General features: G+C 75.7%; 13 protein-coding genes and 2 pseudogenes. 4 read left to right on the forward strand and 11 right to left on the reverse strand.

Features of this window, described 5'->3' with window-relative positions; genetic code table 11:
- Window positions 1-110: 110 nt before the first annotated feature.
- Entirely contained in the window at window positions 111-2,387 is a 2,277-nt protein-coding gene (locus K1Y72_RS18070) for a peptidoglycan recognition protein family protein (RefSeq protein WP_220167514.1), read from the forward strand.
- On the opposite strand, the gene K1Y72_RS18075 is transcribed toward K1Y72_RS18070, so the two are convergent.
- From K1Y72_RS18075 to K1Y72_RS18100, 6 genes are all read right to left on the reverse strand, one after another.
- On the reverse strand, window positions 2,375-4,030 hold the full coding sequence (locus K1Y72_RS18075; RefSeq protein ID WP_220167515.1) for a prenyltransferase/squalene oxidase repeat-containing protein: 1,656 nt from the start codon (window positions 4,028-4,030) through the stop codon (window positions 2,375-2,377). The two genes, K1Y72_RS18070 and K1Y72_RS18075, sit on opposite strands and share 13 nt — an antisense overlap.
- The gene (locus K1Y72_RS18080; protein ID WP_220167516.1) at window positions 4,027-5,019 is read right to left on the reverse strand and encodes a UbiA family prenyltransferase; all 993 of its coding nucleotides are present in this window, start codon (window positions 5,017-5,019) and stop codon (window positions 4,027-4,029) included. The genes K1Y72_RS18075 and K1Y72_RS18080 overlap by 4 nt, the downstream gene beginning before the upstream one ends.
- A gap of 25 nt (window positions 5,020-5,044) precedes the next feature.
- A complete protein-coding gene (locus K1Y72_RS18085) occupies window positions 5,045-6,451 on the reverse strand; it encodes a cytochrome P450 (protein ID WP_220167517.1) in 1,407 nt (468 codons plus the stop codon).
- A gap of 25 nt (window positions 6,452-6,476) precedes the next feature.
- The gene (locus tag K1Y72_RS18090; RefSeq protein WP_220167518.1) at window positions 6,477-7,682 is read right to left on the reverse strand and encodes a cytochrome P450; all 1,206 of its coding nucleotides are present in this window, start codon (window positions 7,680-7,682) and stop codon (window positions 6,477-6,479) included.
- 82 nt (window positions 7,683-7,764) lie between these two features.
- Complete coding sequence (locus tag K1Y72_RS18095) at window positions 7,765-9,429, reverse strand: MDR family MFS transporter (protein ID WP_220167519.1); 1,665 nt, start codon at window positions 9,427-9,429, stop codon at window positions 7,765-7,767.
- Window positions 9,422-10,099: a MarR family winged helix-turn-helix transcriptional regulator gene (locus K1Y72_RS18100; protein ID WP_220167520.1), complete on the reverse strand. Its 678-nt coding sequence runs from the start codon at window positions 10,097-10,099 to the stop codon at window positions 9,422-9,424. The genes K1Y72_RS18095 and K1Y72_RS18100 overlap by 8 nt, the downstream gene beginning before the upstream one ends.
- A 187-nt stretch (window positions 10,100-10,286) precedes the next feature.
- On the opposite strand from K1Y72_RS18100, the gene K1Y72_RS18105 reads away from it, so the two are divergent.
- From K1Y72_RS18105 to K1Y72_RS18115, 3 genes are read left to right on the forward strand one after another with little or no spacing between them, the layout of a single operon-like run.
- Entirely contained in the window at window positions 10,287-12,206 is a 1,920-nt protein-coding gene (locus K1Y72_RS18105) for a KedN5 family methylcobalamin-dependent radical SAM C-methyltransferase (protein WP_220167521.1), read from the forward strand.
- Complete coding sequence (locus K1Y72_RS18110; RefSeq protein ID WP_220167522.1) at window positions 12,203-13,321, forward strand: class I SAM-dependent methyltransferase; 1,119 nt, start codon at window positions 12,203-12,205, stop codon at window positions 13,319-13,321. The genes K1Y72_RS18105 and K1Y72_RS18110 overlap by 4 nt, the downstream gene beginning before the upstream one ends.
- A 3-nt stretch (window positions 13,322-13,324) precedes the next feature.
- The gene (locus tag K1Y72_RS18115; protein WP_220167523.1) at window positions 13,325-14,467 is read left to right on the forward strand and encodes a glycosyltransferase; all 1,143 of its coding nucleotides are present in this window, start codon (window positions 13,325-13,327) and stop codon (window positions 14,465-14,467) included.
- Here K1Y72_RS18115 and K1Y72_RS18120 read toward each other — a convergent pair.
- The 5 genes and pseudogenes from K1Y72_RS18120 to K1Y72_RS18140 all read right to left on the reverse strand — a co-directional run.
- Complete coding sequence (locus K1Y72_RS18120; protein WP_220167524.1) at window positions 14,464-15,267, reverse strand: TylF/MycF/NovP-related O-methyltransferase; 804 nt, start codon at window positions 15,265-15,267, stop codon at window positions 14,464-14,466. The genes K1Y72_RS18115 and K1Y72_RS18120 overlap by 4 nt on opposite strands.
- Complete coding sequence (locus K1Y72_RS18125; protein WP_220167525.1) at window positions 15,264-15,671, reverse strand: DUF3224 domain-containing protein; 408 nt, start codon at window positions 15,669-15,671, stop codon at window positions 15,264-15,266. The genes K1Y72_RS18120 and K1Y72_RS18125 overlap by 4 nt, the downstream gene beginning before the upstream one ends.
- Complete coding sequence (locus K1Y72_RS18130) at window positions 15,668-16,612, reverse strand: 4-hydroxy-3-methylbut-2-enyl diphosphate reductase (protein ID WP_220167551.1); 945 nt, start codon at window positions 16,610-16,612, stop codon at window positions 15,668-15,670. Before K1Y72_RS18130 ends, K1Y72_RS18125 begins: the two co-directional genes overlap by 4 nt.
- Before the next feature lie 12 nt (window positions 16,613-16,624).
- Window positions 16,625-17,773 (reverse strand): annotated as a pseudogene (gene dxr, locus K1Y72_RS18135) (1-deoxy-D-xylulose-5-phosphate reductoisomerase); the annotation flags it as partial.
- Window positions 17,774-17,787: 14 nt separating this feature from the next.
- Window positions 17,788-18,144: pseudogene (locus tag K1Y72_RS18140) on the reverse strand (flavodoxin-dependent (E)-4-hydroxy-3-methylbut-2-enyl-diphosphate synthase); the annotation flags it as partial.

An 18,144-nucleotide genomic window follows, 5' to 3' on the forward strand; every position in this document is an offset into this window, starting at 1 on the left:
CGGCCACCCCGCCTTCGGCGCGAAATGCCCCATTAGTCGGCTCGGGTGCGCCATGATCGGGACCGGTGGCGCCCGGCCACCCCTGGCAACGGCTCGCGTTGGGACTCCGGTTGAAGAAGAGACTCGTCCTCGCGGGCGCCGGCGTGGCCGCCGGCGCCCTCGCCTGCGGCGCCGCCGTCGCGCTGGCCGGCCACGGGCCGGAGGCCGCCGCGCGGCCCGGCCAAGTGCGCTCGATCGCGCTCGGCGACCTGCCCGGCGGCACCGCCGCCCGGCCCCTGAAGGGGCTGGCGCGCCCGAAGACCGAGCCGTTCAGCCTCCTCGGCGTCACCTGGGACCGGCCCGGCGCGGCGCTGGCGGGCACGGTGCAGGTCCGCACCCGCGCCCAGGCCACCGGCGCGTGGACGGCGTGGCGCCCCGTCGCCGCCGAGGCGCAGGACCGCCCCGACGGCGCCGAGGGCGCGGGCACGCGCGGCGGGACGGCCGGGCTGTGGGTCGGGCCCTCCACCGGCGTGGACGTCCGCGTCGCCGGGAGCCGCGCCCTCCCGGCGGGCCTGCGCGTCGACCTCGTCGACCCCGGGACGCCCGGCCGGTCCCGGCGCGGCGACCGCCCCGTCGCGCTCGCCGCCGCGACCGACGCGGCCACCCCCGCCGACCCGTCCGAGCCGCCGTCCGAGACGCCGGCCGAGGACCCGTCCGGAACCCCGTCCGCGACGCCCTCCGAGACCTCCACCGGCACCGCGACCCTCTCCCCCGAGGCGTCCGCGGCGCCCGAGCCGTCCGGGACGCCGCCCGCGAGCGCCGCGCCGTCCGCCCCCGCCGCCGCGGAGCCCGCGCCGACGGCCTACCCCACGGTCGGGACCGCGCCGCGTCCCGCCATCGTGGCGCGCGCGGCCTGGGGCGCCGACGAGTCGATCGTCAAGGCGCCGCCGACCTACGACACCGACGTCAAGGCCGTGTTCGTGCACCACAGCGACACCGGCAACGCCTACACCTGCGCCGAGTCCGCCGCCGTCGTCCGGTCGATCATGCTGTACCACGTGCGGACCGAGGGCTGGGACGACCTCGGCTACAACTTCCTCGTCGACAAGTGCGGCACCGTCTTCGAGGGCCGCGCGGGCGGCACCGAGCGGGCCGTCCACGGCGCGCACACCTACGGCTTCAACACCGACACGACCGGGATCGCCGTCCTCGGCACCTACACCGCCGCCGACGACAAGGACACGCCCGGCGTGGCGCCGGCGCAGGCCGCGCTGGACGCCGTCGCCAAGGTCGCCGCCTGGAAGCTCGGGCTGACCGGCCGCGACCCCGGCGGCAAGGTCACCCTCACCTCGGCGGCGCCGGACGGGACGGGCGGCAAGTACCCCTTCGGCACGCCGGTCTCCTTCGACGAGATCGCCGGCCACCGCGACGGCTACGCCACCGCCTGCCCCGGCGTGCAGCTCTACGGCAAGCTGCCCGCGATCCGCGCCATCGCGCAGCAGTGGAGCAGCCCGGCCACCGGCATCGCGCTGGCGTCCCTCGGCGGCGCCGCCAAGAGCGGCGGCACCTACTACACGCGCGGGACCGTCACCCCCTCCTGGAAGCCGGGCCCCTTCGCCTCCGTCCAGGTCCGGGTGGACGGCGCCGCCAAGGCCACCGTGACGAGCGCGGCGACCTCGGCGCCCGTCACCCTCGCGCCCGGCGCCCACACGCTGGCGCTCCGCGCCGTCACGCTGGACGGCAAGACGCTCGACTCGCCGTCCTACCCGGTGTACGGCGACGCGACGGCGCCGAAGTTCGGCTCGCCCGCCGCGCTCTGGCTGCGGACCGGGACGGTCTCGACGACGTACGTGCCGCTCGCCCTCGGCTGGAAGGTCACCGACGACCGCGCGCTGAAGTCGGTCGTGGCGACCGCGCCGAGCAGCGCCTCCTTCGCCCTCACCGCGACCCGCTGGAACGCCGGCGCGCGCCCCGGCGCCCGCACCTGGACGCTCGCCGCCACCGACGTGGCGGGCAACCGCGCCACCTCGTCGGTGACCCGCACCGCCGCGCTCGTCGCGGAGACGTCCGCCACGCGGACCGGGACGTGGAAGACCAGCACGACCAGCTCCTACCTGGGCGGGCGCGGCCTGTACAGCAGCGCCAAGGGCGCGAGCGCGACGTGGAGGTTCACCGGGCGGTCCGCCGGGCTGATCGTGAAGCGGGCGTCCAACGTCGGCGCCGTGTACGTCTACGTCGACGGCAGGAAGGTCGCGACGCTCGACACCCGCGCGGCCAAGACGGCCTACCGGCAGCTCGCCTACACCAGGACCTGGAGTTCCAGCGCCGCCCACACCATCAAGATCGTCGTTGCGGGCACGGCCAAGCGGCCCACGGTCGGCATCGACGGCATCGCCTACGTCAGGTAGCGGGCGAGGGCCTGCACGGCGTAGCCGTTGACCATCGTGTCGCACCAGTAGGTGAGGCCGTTGTAGTAGTAGCCGACCTGGCTGCCGTCCCATCCGCCGTCCGCGCGCTGGTGCGCGGCGAGCCACGCCGCCGCCGACGCCGCCGCCGGCTCGTCCGCGCGGCCCGTCGCGGCGAGGCCGAGGAGCGCCCACGCGGTCTCCTCGGCCGACGAGGCGGCGCCGTGGCCGTCGCCCCAGCCACCGTCGGGCGACTGGTGGGCGAGCAGCCAGCGCGCGCAGCCGCGGGCGACCGGGTGGTCGCCGAGGCCGAGGCGGCCGAGGGCCTCCAGGACGTGCGCGGTGCCGGCGGCGGTGTCGCGGAACCAGACGCACGACATCGACCCGTCGGCGTTCTGGTGCCGGGCCAGCCAGCGCACCGCCCGGTCCAGCCGGTGGTCGCCGCCGACGGCCTCCAGCGCGAGGATCGCGTGGCCGGTCAGCGCCGCGCACGGGGCGTCGAACATGGTGCGGCCGTTGCGGATGAAGCAGCCCCACGAGCCGTTGCGGTTCCGCATCGCGTGCAGCCAGTCCACGCCGCCGCGCACGTGCGGGTCGTCCGCGGGGACGCCGAAGCCGGCGAGCGTCGCGACGGCCAGCGAGGTGTCGTCGACGTCCGGCCACGACGACGGCATCGCCCAGCCCCAGCCGCCGGGCGGGCAGCCGGTGGCGAACAGCGGCTCCCGCCGCTGCGACGCCTTGATCCAGTCGATCGCGGGCCGCAGCCGCGCGTCGCCGCCGAGCCCGGCGGCCTGCATCCCCTGGCTCGCGTAGCAGGTGCCCGACAGCTCCAGGTCGCGGTCGATCGGCCAGGACCCGTCGGCCCGCACCGCGTTCCGCAGGTAGCGCAGGTAGTGCTGGACGATGTCGTCGCCGACGCCGGCGAGCGCCAGCCCGAACACGATCAGCGCGACCATGAACGCCGACTCCTCCGAGCCGCCGTCGGGGCCCTCGAACGCCAGCATCTCGCGCAGGTAGGCCAGGGTGCGCTCCTCGGCGCGGGCGTTGATCCGCGACCGGACCCGGCCGAACTCGCGGGTGTGCACCTGCATGATCGCCCACGAGTAGATGCCGGGCAGGATGAACGAGACGCGCTGGTGCAGCCGGTGCGGCAGCAGCACGATCTCGATCGGGATGCGCTTCACCCGCGCCGGGTCCCACAGCCCGGCGAAGATCAGGTAGACGCGCACGATGACGTTCAGCGTCGCCTTGGTGAGGTCCTCGATCGCGGCCTCGCCGCCGAGCGCCTCCAGCGCCGCCCTGCCGCGCTCGATCTCGGCGCGCGCCGACGGCCGCACCGCGTGCAGCGCCGACAGCGTGATGGCGGTGCCGTTCACCGAGGACGGGCCGCCGGGCACGTCGCCCCAGCCGCCGTCGGCGTTCTGCTCGGCGACGATCCAGTCCAGGCCGCCGTCGATCAGCGCGGCCGAGCCCGCCGGGTCGGCGACGTGCAGGGCGATGACGACGGCGGCGGTGGACACCGCCGAGGAGGGCAGGTATCCCTCCCAGGAGCCGTCCGGCCGCTGGGCGGACCAGAGGCCCGCCACGGCGGCGGCGAGGGCGCCGTCCAGGTCGGGCTTGGCGGGGGTGACGCGGGGAGCGGTCATGTGCGGTTGTCCTCCATGATCGGAGCCGGCCGGCCGAACTCGTGGTGGGCGCGCATCCGCGCCTGGAGCAGCGCCGTCACCAGCACCGCGGGCGCCGCGGCGAGCAGCGCCGCGGCGGGGCCCGCGGCGAGGCCGACGAACGCGCAGGCCAGCACGGTCCGCTCGACGACCAGCAGGGCGTGGGCGCGCAGCGCGACGGCCGGCGGCATCGGCTCGGGCGACCGCACCAGCAGCGCGATCGCCGCCGCCGCCAGCGCCGCCGACACCGCGAGCAGCGCGTAGCAGGCCGCCCGCCCGGCGGCGGAGGCGGGCGTGAACGCGGGCACGGCCGCGGCGACCGCCGCCCACGCGAGCGTCATGCCCGCGACGACGCGGAGCGCGGGCCGCGCGCCGTGCCGCACCGGGAACGTCTCGTAGCCGGCCGCGCGGTCCCCGGCCACGTCGCGCAGCGTGCCGACGAGGTTGGACTGGGTGTCGTGCAGCAGGAACACGAGCGCGACCGGCAGGACGCGGAGCGGCGGCCACGTCGCCGCCATCATCGCGCCGAACGCCACCACGAACGCGGTGAGGCTGCCGCGCACCAGGTTCCCGCCGATCCCGCGCGCCTTCAGGACGGCGCTGTAGCCGATCCCGGCGGCGAGCGCGGCGGCGACGAGCAGCGGCGTCCACGGGTTCGCCCACACCGCGAGCAGGCCGCCCGCCGCCACCAGGACGATCATCATGGCGAGCGCCGTCCCCGCGCGCAGCCGCCCGGACGGGATCGGCCGGTGCGGCTTGGCGCCGGCGTCCAGCTCGCGGTCGAAGTAGTCGCCGCCGTAGTGGCCGCCGATCCAGCCGAGCGTCGGCACCAGCCAGGCGAGGGTGAGCGCGGCCGGCCCGGCCGACCCGTCGGTGAGCAGCGCCCCCGCCAGCCCGACCAGGCCGATGTAGAGCATCGTGTAGGGCCGCCAGGTCTCGACGTGCGCCGCCAGGGTGCGCTGGAAGGCCACGGGCGCCTCCTCCCGGGAGTGCCGGCTAGGGATGCGTGCGGCGGCCCACGACGCCGACGTGCACGGCGGATTCGGCGTCGCCGTCGGCGTCGAAGGGCACGCCGAGCGGGTCGGGGGCGAGGTCCAGGTGGTGCAGGATCGTGGCGACGTTCACCATCACCTGCGTCTCGGCGATGCCCGACCCGAGGCAGGTGTGCCCGCCGACGCCGAACGGGGCGTAGGCGCCGGGCTGCCGATGCTCCATGCGGGGCGGCGCGTAGCGGTCCACGTCGAACTCCGCGGCGCGCGGGAACAGCTCGTCCAGGTGGTGGGAGACGTCGTAGACGACGATGACGCTGTCGCCCTCCCGCACGAGGTGGCCCTCGAACACGAACGGCTGGACGGCGGTGTACCACTGGCGGGACGGGCCGGGGTAGAGCCGCAGCGCGTCCATCATCGCGCCGCGCAGCGTGTCGGCGCCCTTCAGCCGCTCCCAGGTGAGCGGCCCGGCGAACCACTCGTCGGCCTCGGCGCGGACGCGCGCGGCCGCCTTCGGGTCGTTGAGCAGCAGGTACAGCAGGAACGCCGACCGGTAGGACGCGGTCTCCAGGCCCGCGAGGAGCGGCCCGACGGTCGCGGCCATCAGCATCGGCGACGGCTCGTCGTCCGGGCCGAGCGCGTAGGCGGTCAGCAGGTCGGTCAGCAGGTCGTCCGGCCACGCGTCGGCGGGGATCGCGCGGCGCGCCTGGATCGCCTTGTGCCCGAGCTCGAAGACGCGGTCGCGGGCGCGGATGTAGGCGGGGTCGGACAGGGCTGCGGCGGCCTCGGTGCGCAGCAGCGTGGCGACCTTGGTCGTCCGCACGAAGATCACCAGGTCGTCCAGGTAGCCGCCCGCCGGATGGCCGATGAGGAGCCGCCCGAGCTGCTCGGACACCACGCGCTGGATGGCGGGGACGACGGCGGTGCGCTCGCCGGGCCGCCAGCCGAGCACCTGCTCCTCGACGTAGCGGACCATGTCGCCGATGCGGCCGGTGACGGCGCTGCGGGCGTAGCCGCGGCTGGTCAGCGTGCGGTGGCGGCGGTGGCCCTCGCCCTCGCGGGTGTGGCCCTCCATCTTCAGCTCGCTGCTGAAGTCCTCCCAGTGCCGGTCCGAGCGCAGCTTGACGTCGCTCTGGTGCATGCTCGCGGCCTTCATCGTGAAGGTGTTGGCCGCCGGGCCCGCGAGCACGGTGAAGGACGCGCCCTCCTTGCGGGCCAGCTCGCCGGGCTGGTCGATCAGGAAGATCGGCCCGTGCGCGCGGTAGCAGTCGATGAGGTAGGCGAGGTCGTCGACGCTGCCCTCGCGGGCGGCCCGCGGGGGGCGCGGCGCGTCCTCGACCGGCGGCTCGGGCGCGGCGGGTCCGGGGCCGGGTCCGGTGTCGGTGGCGTGCCCGGTGGCGGGTTCGGTCGTCATGCGATCCTCCTTGCGGTCGGGGCCGTCACCAGACGACGCGGAGCTCTTCGAGGCCGCTCACCATCAGCCCGGTCCGGCGCGGCGGCTCCGCGCCGGGGTCGGCGAGCCGCAGGCCGGGGAAGGCGCGGAGCAGCGTGCCGAGGGCGATCTGCAGTTCGGCGCGGGCGAGCGCGGCGCCGAGGCAGAAGTGGGGGCCGAGGCCGAAGGACAGGTGCGGGTTCGGGTGGCGACCGACGTCGAGCTCCTCGGCGTCGGCGAAGCGGGCGGCGTCGCGGTTGGCGGCCATGACGCCGGCGAGCACCATCTCGCCCGCCCCGATCGTGACGCCGCTCAGCTCGACGTCCTCGCGGGCGAAGCGCTGGCGGTCCACGTCGCCGAGCGTCTGGAAGCGCAGCAGCTCCTCGACGGCCGGCTCGACCAGCGCCGGGTCCGACCTGATCCGGTCGGCCTGGGCGGGGTCGCGCAGGAGCTGCAGGACGCTGAGGCCGATCGCGTTGATCGTCGACTCGTGGCCGCCGATGAGCAGCCCGACGGCGAGGTAGACGAGCTCGGTCTCGGTGAGCCGCCGCTCGCCGTCGCTGGCGGCGACGAGGGCGCTCAGCAGGTCGGTGCCGGGGCGCTCGCGCTTGCGCGCCACCATGTCGGTGAAGTAGCCGATCAGCCCGCCCCAGGCCGCGACGACCTCGTCGCGGCTGTAGGCGGTGACCGACAGGGTCCGGTCGGACCAGCCCCGGAACTTCTCGGCGTCCTCGGCCGGGACGCCGAGCAGCTCGCAGATCACCGTGATCGGCAGCGGCGCGGCGAACATCTCGACGAGGTCGGCCGGCGGCCCGTGGCGGCGGAGGCCCTCCACCAGCCCGTCGGTGAGCCGCTGGATGGCGGGGCGCATCGCGTCGATGCGGCGGGGCGTGAACTCGCTGCCGACGACGGCCCGCAGCGCCCGGTGCGGGGCGCCGTCCATGCCGAGCGTGCGGGCCTCGCCCGCCTCGTTCGGCGGGGTGGCGCGGTCGCCGTGCCGGCCGGACGAGCCGCCGGGGTTGAACAGGCGGCTGAAGCGCGGGTCGGACAGGACCGCGGCGACGTCGTCGTAGCGGGTGACCAGCCAGGCGTCCTCGCCGTTGGGGAGGCGGACGGGGCAGACCGGCTCGCTCTCGCGGAGCCGGCGGAGGCGCTCCGCCGCGCCCGGACCCATGATGTCGTCGAGGAGGTGGGGCTCGCGTGGCCGGACCATCGGGCGGCTCCTTCCCGTCGTCGCCCCTCGACGATGGCACGGCGGCGGGGCCCGCGGACCGCCCGGTATCCCTAGTGTTGCCCTAGGAACTTCCTGAGGACGGGGCCGCGCCGCCGGGCTCGGCCGGGGCCTTGCGGGCCTTCTTCGGGATGGGCGCCTCCTTGAGGAACAGGCTCGCGACCAGCGGGATCACCAGGATCAGCGCGGCCAGCAGGAACACCTGGTGCATGACGTCGGCGAGGCCCTCGCGGACGGCGGCGACGGCGGCGTCGAACTGCGGCTGCCGGGCCGGCGGCAGCTTCGCCCGCAGCGCCTCCAGCCGCCCGGGGTCGAACAGCGCCTGCACGTCCTGCCGCCCGCCGCCGCTCCCGCCGCTCCCGCCGCCGGCGAGGGCGTCCGGCGGGAGGTGCGCGGCGGCGAGGCGCTCGCGCACCCGGTCCGCCATCCCGCCGGTCAGCACGGCGCCGAGCAGCACGACCGCGACGGTCCCGCCGAGGTTGCGCCAGAAGTTGACCTGGCTCGTCGCCACGCCCACCACCCCGCCCGGCAGGGCCGCCTGCACGATGGCGGTGGACAGCGGCCAGACGAGGCCCATGCCGGCGCCGGTGAGGGCGAGCGCGGCGACGACCGTCCCGTGCCCGGTGTCCGGCCGGGTCGCCGACAGCAGCCAGGTCCCGGCGATCATGCAGAGCACGCCGGCGGTGCCGAGGAAGCGGTAGCGGCGGACCCGGGCGAGGAGCTGCCCGGCGAGCGGCGCGGCGACCAGCATCCCGACGAGCAGCGGCGCGAGCAGCGTGCCCGAGCCGGTCGCGCTCACCCCAAGCACGCCCTGGTAGAGCAGCGGCACGTAGACCGCGAGGCCGTACAGCCCGACCGAGGACAGGCCCGCGATGACGATCGCGAGGGTGAACACCGGCCGCCGGAACAGGCCGAGCGGCACGATCGGGTCGGCGGCGCGGTGCTCGGCGAGCAGCAGCACCGGCAGCGTCCCGGCCGACACCGCCAGCAGCCCCAGCATGAGCGGCGACGTCCACCCGTGGTCGCCGCTGATCGACAGGGCGACCAGCAGCGGCACGACCGTCGCGGTGAGCAGGACGCCGCCGGCGAGGTCCAGGTGGCGGCGGTCGCCGCGGTTGGGCAGGTAGGGCAGGAACGCGACGGCGAGCGCGGTCGCCAGGAGCCCGACCGGCACGTTGATGTAGAAGATCCACCGCCAGCCCCAGCCGTCGGTGATGTAGCCGCCGAGGGCGGGCGCCGCCGCCGACGCGAGCCCGATGATGGCGCTGAACGCGCCGTGCAGCATGACCCGCTGGCGGAGCGGCCAGATGTCGGCGAGCACCGCGAACGTCACCGCGGTCAGCACCCCGCCGAAGACGCCCTGCACGCCGCGCATGGCGACGAGGACGAGCGCCGTCGAGGACGCCCCGACCAGCCAGGAGGTGACGAGGAACCCGGCGAGGCCGCCCACCACCAGCGGCTTGCGGCCGAACAGGTCGCCGAGCTTGCCGGCGATCGGGATGACCACCGTGGAGGTCACCAGGTAGGCGGTGGTGACCCAGGAGTAGTAGCCGAGCGCCCCGAGCTCGCCGAGGATGCGCGGCATCGCGGTGCCGACGATCGTCCCGTCGAGCGCGACGACGAGCAGCGCGATCGCGACGCCCACCGTCGCCGCGACGCGCCGGGCGGCCGGCAGGCCGGGCGCGCCCGGCGCGGTGTCGCGGACCGTCCCCTCGGTCCCGTCAGCCACGGCCCCTCCCCGTGCCGCGGTCGCGGGCGCGCCGGGCGGGCGCGCGCCCCTCGCCGGCGGCGCCCGCCGGGCCGTCCGTGCCGTCCGGCCCGTCCCCGGGACTGCTGCGGGCGGCCTTGGCCTCGGCCGTCGCGCTCTTGATGTTCGCCAGCAGCCGCAGGCAGAGGTGGCGGAGCCGGACGAGCTCCGCCTCGCCGATGCCCTCGGTGACGCCGCGCTGCTGCGCCACCCGCCGCGGCCAGATCTCGTCCACCCGCTCGCGGCCCTTGGCGGTGAGCCGGGCGCGGACGAGGCGGCGGTCGGCGCTGTCCTGGCCGCGGCGGGCCAGGCCGTCGGCCTCCAGCCCGTCGATGAGGCCGGTCAGCGACGGCGGCGCGATCTCCAGGAAGTCGGCGAGCTGGACGAGCGGCATCCCGGCCGGCTGCTGGCGCAGCACCAGCAGGATCTGCAACCGCGCCTCGCTGAGGCCGTGCGCGGCCGCCCAGCGCTCCATCGTGGTCCGGCTGACGCGGGCGGCCCGCCCGATCGCCGAGAACGCCTCGACGACCGCGAGCACCTCGGGCGGCAGGTCCGCGCCGACGAGGGCGCGCACCCGCGGGTCGTAGAGCAGGCCGTCGCCGTCCTCGGCCAAGCCGTCCGGGACGCGGACGCGGGGGGCGGGGTCGTCCATCGAACTCCTTAGGTCCCTGTTCATGAGGAACCTAACTATAGGCGCCGGCGCGCCGCCGCCCCGGACCCGCTATGGGATCTCGCAGCACCGGCCTAAGGAATCCAACGGCCGCCTTCCGATTCCGTTGACACTTCGCGCACCGCTCCCAAAGATCCGATATCAGCGCCCATGGAAGAGGGACGGGAAAATGTTCGAAATTCGCTTGGTCCAGCAGGCCGCCTGGGACGTTCCCGTCGACAGTATGCCGCTGGCCTCGGGATATCTGAAGGCCGTCCTGGACTCCCGGGACGACCTCGGCACCGAGACCAACACCGAGATCTGTAATTTCCGGGGCGGTGCGAAACTCACCGAAATGGCCCGCGAATTGCTGGGCGACGGCCGCGCCCCCGATCTGGTGGCGTTCTCGGTGCTCGGCTGGAACTACCGCAGCTTCGGCTGCCTGGCCGAGACCTACAAGCAGCTGAACCCGCGCGGGACGGTGGTGTTCGGCGGCGTCCACGTCGCCAACCAGGCCGAGCGGGTGTTCCGCGAGTTCCCCTGCGTGGACGTGGTCGTCAACGGCGAGGGCGAGCTGACGTTCGCCGACCTCGTCGGGTACCTGCTGGAGCGGCGCGGCGACCTCGACCCCGCGCACGTGCAGGGGCTGTCCTACCGCCGGCCCGACGGCACGGTGGAGACCACGCCGGACCGGCCGCGCATCGAGGACCTCGACATCATCCCCTCGCCGTTCCTGACCGGCGCGATCCCGATGACGAACGCCGCCGGCGGGTTCCGCTACGACGTCGCCCTGATGGAGACCAACCGCGGCTGCCCCTACAAGTGCTCGTTCTGCTACTGGGGCGGCGCGGTCGGGCAGCGGGTGCGGTCGTTCTCCCGGCAGCGCCTCGCCGAGGAGCTCGACTACTTCGGGTTCCACAAGGCGCCCGTGGTGTGCCTCTGCGACGCCAACTTCGGGCTGCTGGAGGCCGACGAGGAGTTCGTCGAGGACCTCATCGGGACGCGCCGCAAGTACGGGTACCCGAGGGCGCTGGAGAGCAGCTGGGCCAAGAACAAGTCCGAGCGGTTCCGCCGGATCGTCACGGCCCTGAAGGAGCACGACTTCCACAGCTCGTTCATGCTGTCGCTGCAGACGCTGTCCAGCGACGCGCTGACGGCGATGGACCGCAAGAACATGAAGCTCAACCAGTGGGAGAGCCTGGTCGACTGGCTGGCGGGCGAGGGCATGGACTGCGTCGGCGAGCTGATCTGGGGCGCGCCCGGCGAGACGCCCGAGAGCTTCCTCGCCGGCTACGACCGGCTGTCGGAGCGGCTGACCCGCACGGCGGTCTACCCGCTGCTCCTGCTGCCCAACACCGCCTACACCGACCAGCGCGAGCTGCACGGCTTCGTCACCGTCCGCGGCGACGACGACGACTTCGAGTACGTGCTGACGAGCCGCGGCGCGACGCTCGCCGAGTCGCTGCGGATGCAGCGGTTCGTGTTCTGGGCGCGGCTGCTGGACGAGAACCACTATCTGCACCACGTGTGGGCGCCGGCCCGGACGCTCACCGGGCTGACCCAGTCGCAGATCATCACCGGGCTGATGGAGCACTTCGAGGCGGCGCCGGAGCCGGCGGCGGCGGCGTTCCTGGACCTGATCCCGGTGCTCGCCGAGTCGCCGGGCGTGGTGCGGGCGCTCCGCGCGCTCTACGAGTCGCCGGAGCTGGAGGAGATCGTCGCGCGCTGGTGGCGGACGGTGATGGTGCCGGCCTTCCCGCCCGCGTGGCGCGGGTTCGCGGCCGCGCTGTACGAGTTCGAGCGCTGGTCGCGGCCGCTGTACGTGCAGCCCGGCCGGGCGCTGCCGGCGGGCTGGCGGCAGGACGGCCCGGACGCCTACGTGAGCGAGCCGGTGCCGTTCGCCGTGGACGTCGCCGCGCTGCTGGAGCGCGGCGTCACCCCGGCGTCGCCGCCGCCGGAGCCCGAGGGCGCGTCGTACGTGTTCCGCAGCCCCGCCGGGTTCTACTACAACGCCGACAACCACGAGATCTCGCGCGGCTACCGCGGCCTCGCCCGCGACGTCCGCCAGGCCGACTTCGGCCGGGTCCCCGCCGCTCCCCCGTCGGCGTGACCCCGCTCCGGCCCTCCGACGAACCCGTCGCCCGGCTCGTCCGGGCGGCGGGCGGCGACGCCGGGGACCGCGACGCGGCGGTGGCCGCGCTCGGCGCGGCGGCGGTGGCGGGCCTGCTGGTGGAGGAGGTGCTCGCCCGCTGCGACCCGCTGCCCGCCGACCGGCCGGTGCGGCTCGGCCTGGACCTCCTGCACGGCGACCTCGTCCTGCACCACGGCCTCACCGTCGCCGCGGGCGGCGTCACCGCCGAGGCGGGCGCGCCGGACGGGCCGGCCGGCCGGATCCGCTGCTCCCTGACCGGGCTGCTGCGGGCGCTGTACGGGACGCGGCGAGGCCTGCCCGACGTCGAGGTGGAGATGTGCTGGCCGCCGCTGGAGGCGGTACCGGGCTGGATCGGCGCGGCGTCGCGCGCGACCGAGTGCGTCCTCGGCGCGTTCGGGCCGGGCGACGCGGGCCTGGACCGGCTCGCCGTCCGCTACGGGTCGGACAAGTGGGGCGCGCTGCACTGGTACACCCCGCACTACGACCGGCACTTCGCCGCGCTGCGCGACGAGCCCGTCCGCCTGCTGGAGATCGGCGTCGGCGGGTACGCCGACCCGGACGCCGGCGGCGCGTCGCTGCGCATGTGGCAGCGCTACTTCCGGCGCGGGCTGATCTACGGGCTGGACGTGTTCGCCAAGCCGGGCGTGACCGGCCCGCGGATCCGGGTGCTGCGGGGCGACCAGGCCGACCCGGACCTGCTGGCGGAGATCGGCCGCGGGCTCGGCCCGTTCGACATCGTCATCGACGACGGCAGCCACGTGTCCCGGGACGTCCTCGCCTCGCTGCGCGGCCTGTTCCCCCACCTGCGGCCCGGCGGCCTGTACGCCGTCGAGGACCTCCAGACGTCGTACTGGCCGGCGTTCGGCGGCGGCCCGCCGGACGGCCCGGCCGAGACGACGGTCGGGTTCCTCGCCGCGCTCGTGGACGGCCTGCACCACCAGGAGCGCGGCGGCGAGCCGGGCCCCTTCGACCGGACCGTGGCGGGCCTGCACTGCTACCGCGGCCTCGCCGTCGTCGAGAAGGGCGCCAACACCGGGCCGGGCGCGCCCGCGTGGGTGCCGAGGGAGGCGTGAGCGGTGCGGATCCTGGTCTGCGCGATCGGCCAGCTCGGCCACCTCAACCCGATGATCGCGATCGCGCTGCGGCTGCGCGCCGCCGGCCACGACGCGCGGATCGCGACCGGCCCCGGCGTGGCGGGGTACGCCCGCGCGGCGGGCGTCCCGGCGCTGGCGATGGGCACCGGCGGGGAACTGCGCAAGGACTTCGCCACCGAGGCCGAGGGGCGCGGCGCGGCGCTGCTCGACCGGGAGGCGCCGCGGTGGATCGGCGACCTGCTGGCGTACGCCGCGGACTGGCCGCCCGACCTGGTCGTCCGGCAGTGGATGGAGGGTGCGAGCCTCGTCGCCGCCGAGCGGCTCGGGGTGCCGCACGTGGTGTGCGAGGTGTGCCTGCGGCTGCCCGAGCGGTACCGCGAGTACGACCCGGCGGCGCGGACCGCCCGCGCCTACGGCGTGGCGCCCGGCTTCGCCGAGGGCAGCCTCTGGCTGAGCTGCTTCCCGCCGAGCTTCGCCCGGCCCGGCACGCCGCGCAAACCGCACGAGCACCACGTCAAGCCGCTGCTGTACGACCGGCACGGCCCGCGGGGCGCGGACGGCCTCGCGGCCGGGGCGGACGGCGCGCCGCTCGTCTACGCGACGCTCGGCACCATGTACAACCAGGTCCCGCACGTGTTCGAGAGCCTGGTGGAGGCGTTCGCCGGGGAGGACTACCGGGTCGTCATCAGCACCGGCCCGGACCGCGATCCGGGGTCGGTGAAGGTGCGGTCGCTGCCGCCGAACGTGCGCGTCACCCGGTACGTGCCGAACTCCGCGATCGTCCCGCGCGCCGACGCGGTGATCTCGCACGGCGGGTTCAGCACGGTGATGGCGGCGCTGGCGCACGGCGTCCCGCTCGGGCTCGTCCCGCTCGGCTCCGACCACGGCACGAACAGCGGCCGCTGCGTGGACCTCGGGGCGGGCCTCCGCTACCCGCACTGCCGGACCGAGCCCTACGTGCACGTCCCGCCCGCGGACGTGGCGGCCGGGCCGCTGCGGGAGATGGCGCGCGAGCTGCTGGCCGACGGCCGCTACCGGGAGGCCGCCGGGCGGCTGCGCGACGAGATGGCGGCGCTGCCCGGCCACGACCGCGCCGTCGAGCTCATCGAGGCGGTGCCCCGCTAGCGGGGCGCCTTCCGCCAGAAGACGGCGGAGTGGTCGATCTCCTCCAGGTCGGCGGTCTCCCCCGCCGCGTCCAGGTGGTCGTGGACGGCCGCGCGGCACTCGTCGATGACGAGGTAGTCGTCCACGACGACGTACCCGCCGGCCGCGACCTTCGGGTAGAGCGCCGCGAGGGCGTCGCGGGTGGAGCCGTAGAGGTCGGCGTCCAGGCGGAGCAGGGCGAGCCGGTCGACGGGCGCGGCGGGGAGGGTGTCGCCGAACCAGCCGGGCAGGAACCGCACCCGCTCGTCGAGGAGGCCGTAGGTGTCGAAGGCGTGCCGCACCTCCGCCAGGGAGGTGCCGCGCAGGAAGCGGGCGTAGGCGGAGTCCGCGGCCGCCCCGGCCAGGGCGCCGGCGATCCGGCCGGCGAGCGGCGAGTCGCCGCCGGGCTCGCCGGGGCGGGGGAAGCCGCGGAACGAGTCGGCCGCCCACACCGTCCGGTCGGTCCGGCCGTGCGCCTTCAGCAGGCCGCGCAGGAAGATCGTGGTGCCGCCGCGGGCGACGCCGGCCTCCAGCAGGTCGCCCGGGACGCCGTCCGCGAGGATCCGCCCGACCAGCGCCTCCAGGTGGTCGAGCCGGGCCAGGCCGACCATGGTGTGGGCGCGGCTCGGCCAGTCCGCGCCGGCCCGGCGCGCCGCCGCGTCGAAGCGGTCGCCGGGCCGCCACGGCGTCGGGATGGGCGGGTCCTCCTGGAGGAGGCCGAGCAGGCAGCGCTTCAGCAGGTCCAGGTAGAGCCGGGCGCCGGGGTCCGGCGGGGCGGTCATGCGAAGTCGAAGGAGAAGGTCACGTCGACCTGCGCGTCGCCGGGGCGGAGGACGTAGCCGCCCTCCCCGGTCAGGCCGGCGAGGCCGCCGATGCCCGAGTCGGGCACCACGAACCACTCCACCTCCACCGACCCGTCGGAGTAGCCGCCCTTGGCCTGGAGGACGAACTCGCCGGTGCGGCCGCCGACGGTGCCGACGACGTGGGTGAGGCCCGCGATGCTGCTCAGCGAGTCGTCGGCGCGGACGTAGGCGATGAGGCACTCGGAGGTGGCCTCGCCCTCGATGACGCCGGTGAACCGCTGCGTGACGTGCGCCCGGTTCAGCTTGCGGTCGGGGTCGATCTGCAGGTAGAGCTCCTCCTCCCAGGACTTGACGTCGATGTGGCCGGTGCCGTGCTGCTTCATCGCGGTGCCTCCCCGCGGCCGTCGCCGCGTAGCTCTCTCGGTGGGGCGAAGACCATGTGCTCCCGGACGGGCTCGACCTCCTCGACGGCGCCGTAGCCGGCGGCGGCGAGCAGGTCCAGGACGCCCCGGACGAGGACCTCGGGGACCGACGCGCCGCTGGTGACGCCGACGGTCCGCACGCCCTCCAGCCAGGCCGGGTCGATCTCGCCGGCGTCGTCGACGAGGTGCGCGGCGGCCGCGCCGTGCAGCGCGGCGACCTCGGCGAGCCGGACGGAGTTGGAGGAGTTCGGCGAGCCGACCACGAGGACGAGGTCGGACCGCGCGGCGATCTCCTTGACGGCGGTCTGCCGGTTCTGGGTGGCGTAGCAGATGTCGTCGGACGGCGGGTCGCGCAGCTCGGGGAACCGCTCGCGGAGCGCCCGCACCGTGGCGAGGGTCTCGTCGACCGACAGCGTCGTCTGCGACAGCCAGGCGACCTTGGCGGGGTCGCGGACGCGGAGCCGCGCCACGTCCCCGGGGCCGTCCACGAGGTGGACGTGGTCGGGGGCCTCGCCGCTCGTGCCGATGACCTCCTCGTGGCCCTCGTGGCCGATGAGCAGGATGTCGTGGTCGTCGGCGGCGAACCGCACCGCCTCCTTGTGGACCTTGGTGACCAGCGGGCAGGTCGCGTCGATCGTCCGCAGGTTCAGGCCGCGGGCCTGCTCGTGCACGACGGGCGCCACGCCGTGCGCGGACAGCACCAGGACGGCGCCCTCGGGCACCTCGTCCGCCTCCTGCACGAAGACGGCGCCGCGCTCCTCCAGCGTCCGCACCACGTGCGTGTTGTGCACGATCTGGCGGCGCACGTAGACGGGCGGGCCGTGCCGGTCGAGGGCCGCCTCGACCGCCTCGACGGCGCGCGCGACCCCGGCGCAGTAGCCGCGCGGCCGGGCCAGCAGCACGCGCCGGCCCGCGCGCGCCGCCGCCCGCTCGGCCGCGCGCCGGCGGGCCCAGGCGTCGGCGGCGAGGACGTCGTCCAGGGTGCCGGCGGCGCCGTCGCCCGGCCGGTCGCCGAGGACCTCGCCGACGACGTCCACGATGTCGACGAACCGGAGCCGGCCGGCGAGGAACGCCTCGACGCACGCCTCGTTGGCGGCGTTGTAGACGGCCGGGGCCGTCCCGCCGGCCCGGCCCGCCTCGCGGGCGAGCCGCACGGCCGGGAACGCCGCGTCGTCCAGGGGCAGGAACTCCCAGGTGTGCGCCTCGGCCCAGTCGACGGCGGGCGCGGCGTCCGGCACCCGGTCCGGCCAGCCGAGGGCGAGCGCGATCGGCAGCCGCATGTCGGGCGGGCTCGCCTGCGCGAGCGTCGACCCGTCGGTGAACTCCACCATCGAGTGGACGACCGACTGGGGGTGGACGGTCACCTCGATGCGGTCCAGGGGCACGCCGAACAGCCGGTGCGCCTCCAGCACCTCCAGGCCCTTGTTGACGAGCGTCGCCGAGTTGACCGTCACCAGCGGCCCCATCGTCCAGGTGGGGTGGCGGAGCGCCTGCTCGGGGGTGACGCCGGCGAGCTCGGCGCGGGTCCGGCCGCGGAACGGGCCGCCGCTCGCGGTGAGCACGAGCCGCCGCACCTCCTCGGCGCGGCCGCCGCGCAGGCACTGCGCGATCGCCGAGTGCTCGGAGTCGACCGGCACGAGCTGCCCGGGGCGGGCGCGCCGCTCGATCAGCGGGCCGCCCGCGACGAGCGACTCCTTGTTGGCGAGCGCGACGGTGCGGCCCGCGTCCAGCGCGGCGAGCGTGGCGCGCAGTCCCGCCGCCCCGGCGATGCCGTTGAGGACGAGCGCGCTCGGCGTCGCCGCCAGCGCGGCGACCTCGCCCGGCCCGCCGAGGACGGTGGGCGTCCCGGCGCCGCCGGCGGCGGCGTAGGCGGCCCGGAGGCGGGGCACCGCCCCCGCGTCCGCGACGGCGGCGACCGGGCACCCGAACTCGACCATCTGCCGCGCGAGCGGCTCCGCCCGGCCGCCGCTCGCGGCGAGCGCGGCCACCCGGAACCGGTCCGGGTTCGCGCGGACGATGTCGAGCGCCTGCGTCCCGATGGAGCCCGTCGAGCCGAGGATCACCAGGGCGCGGCGGCTCACGCGAGGGCCTCCGGATCGATCTCGATGCCCATCTCCGCGGCGATGCGCATGGCCTCCTCGATCAACGTCTCCACGATCTGGGCCTCCGGCACCGTCTTGACCACCTGGCCCTTGACGAAGATCTGCCCCTTGCCGTTGCCCGACGCCACACCCAGATCGGCCTCACGCGCCTCACCCGGCCCGTTGACCACACACCCCATGACCGCCACCCGCAACGGCACCGGGAAGTCCTTCAAACCCGCGGTGACCTGCTCGGCCAACGTGTACACATCCACCTGCGCCCGCCCGCACGACGGACACGACACGATCTCCAGACCCCGCTGCCGCAACCCCAGCGACTCCAGGATCTGAGT

The organism is Actinomadura parmotrematis, assembly GCF_019458805.1.
Classification (GTDB): domain Bacteria; phylum Actinomycetota; class Actinomycetes; order Streptosporangiales; family Streptosporangiaceae; genus Spirillospora; species Spirillospora parmotrematis.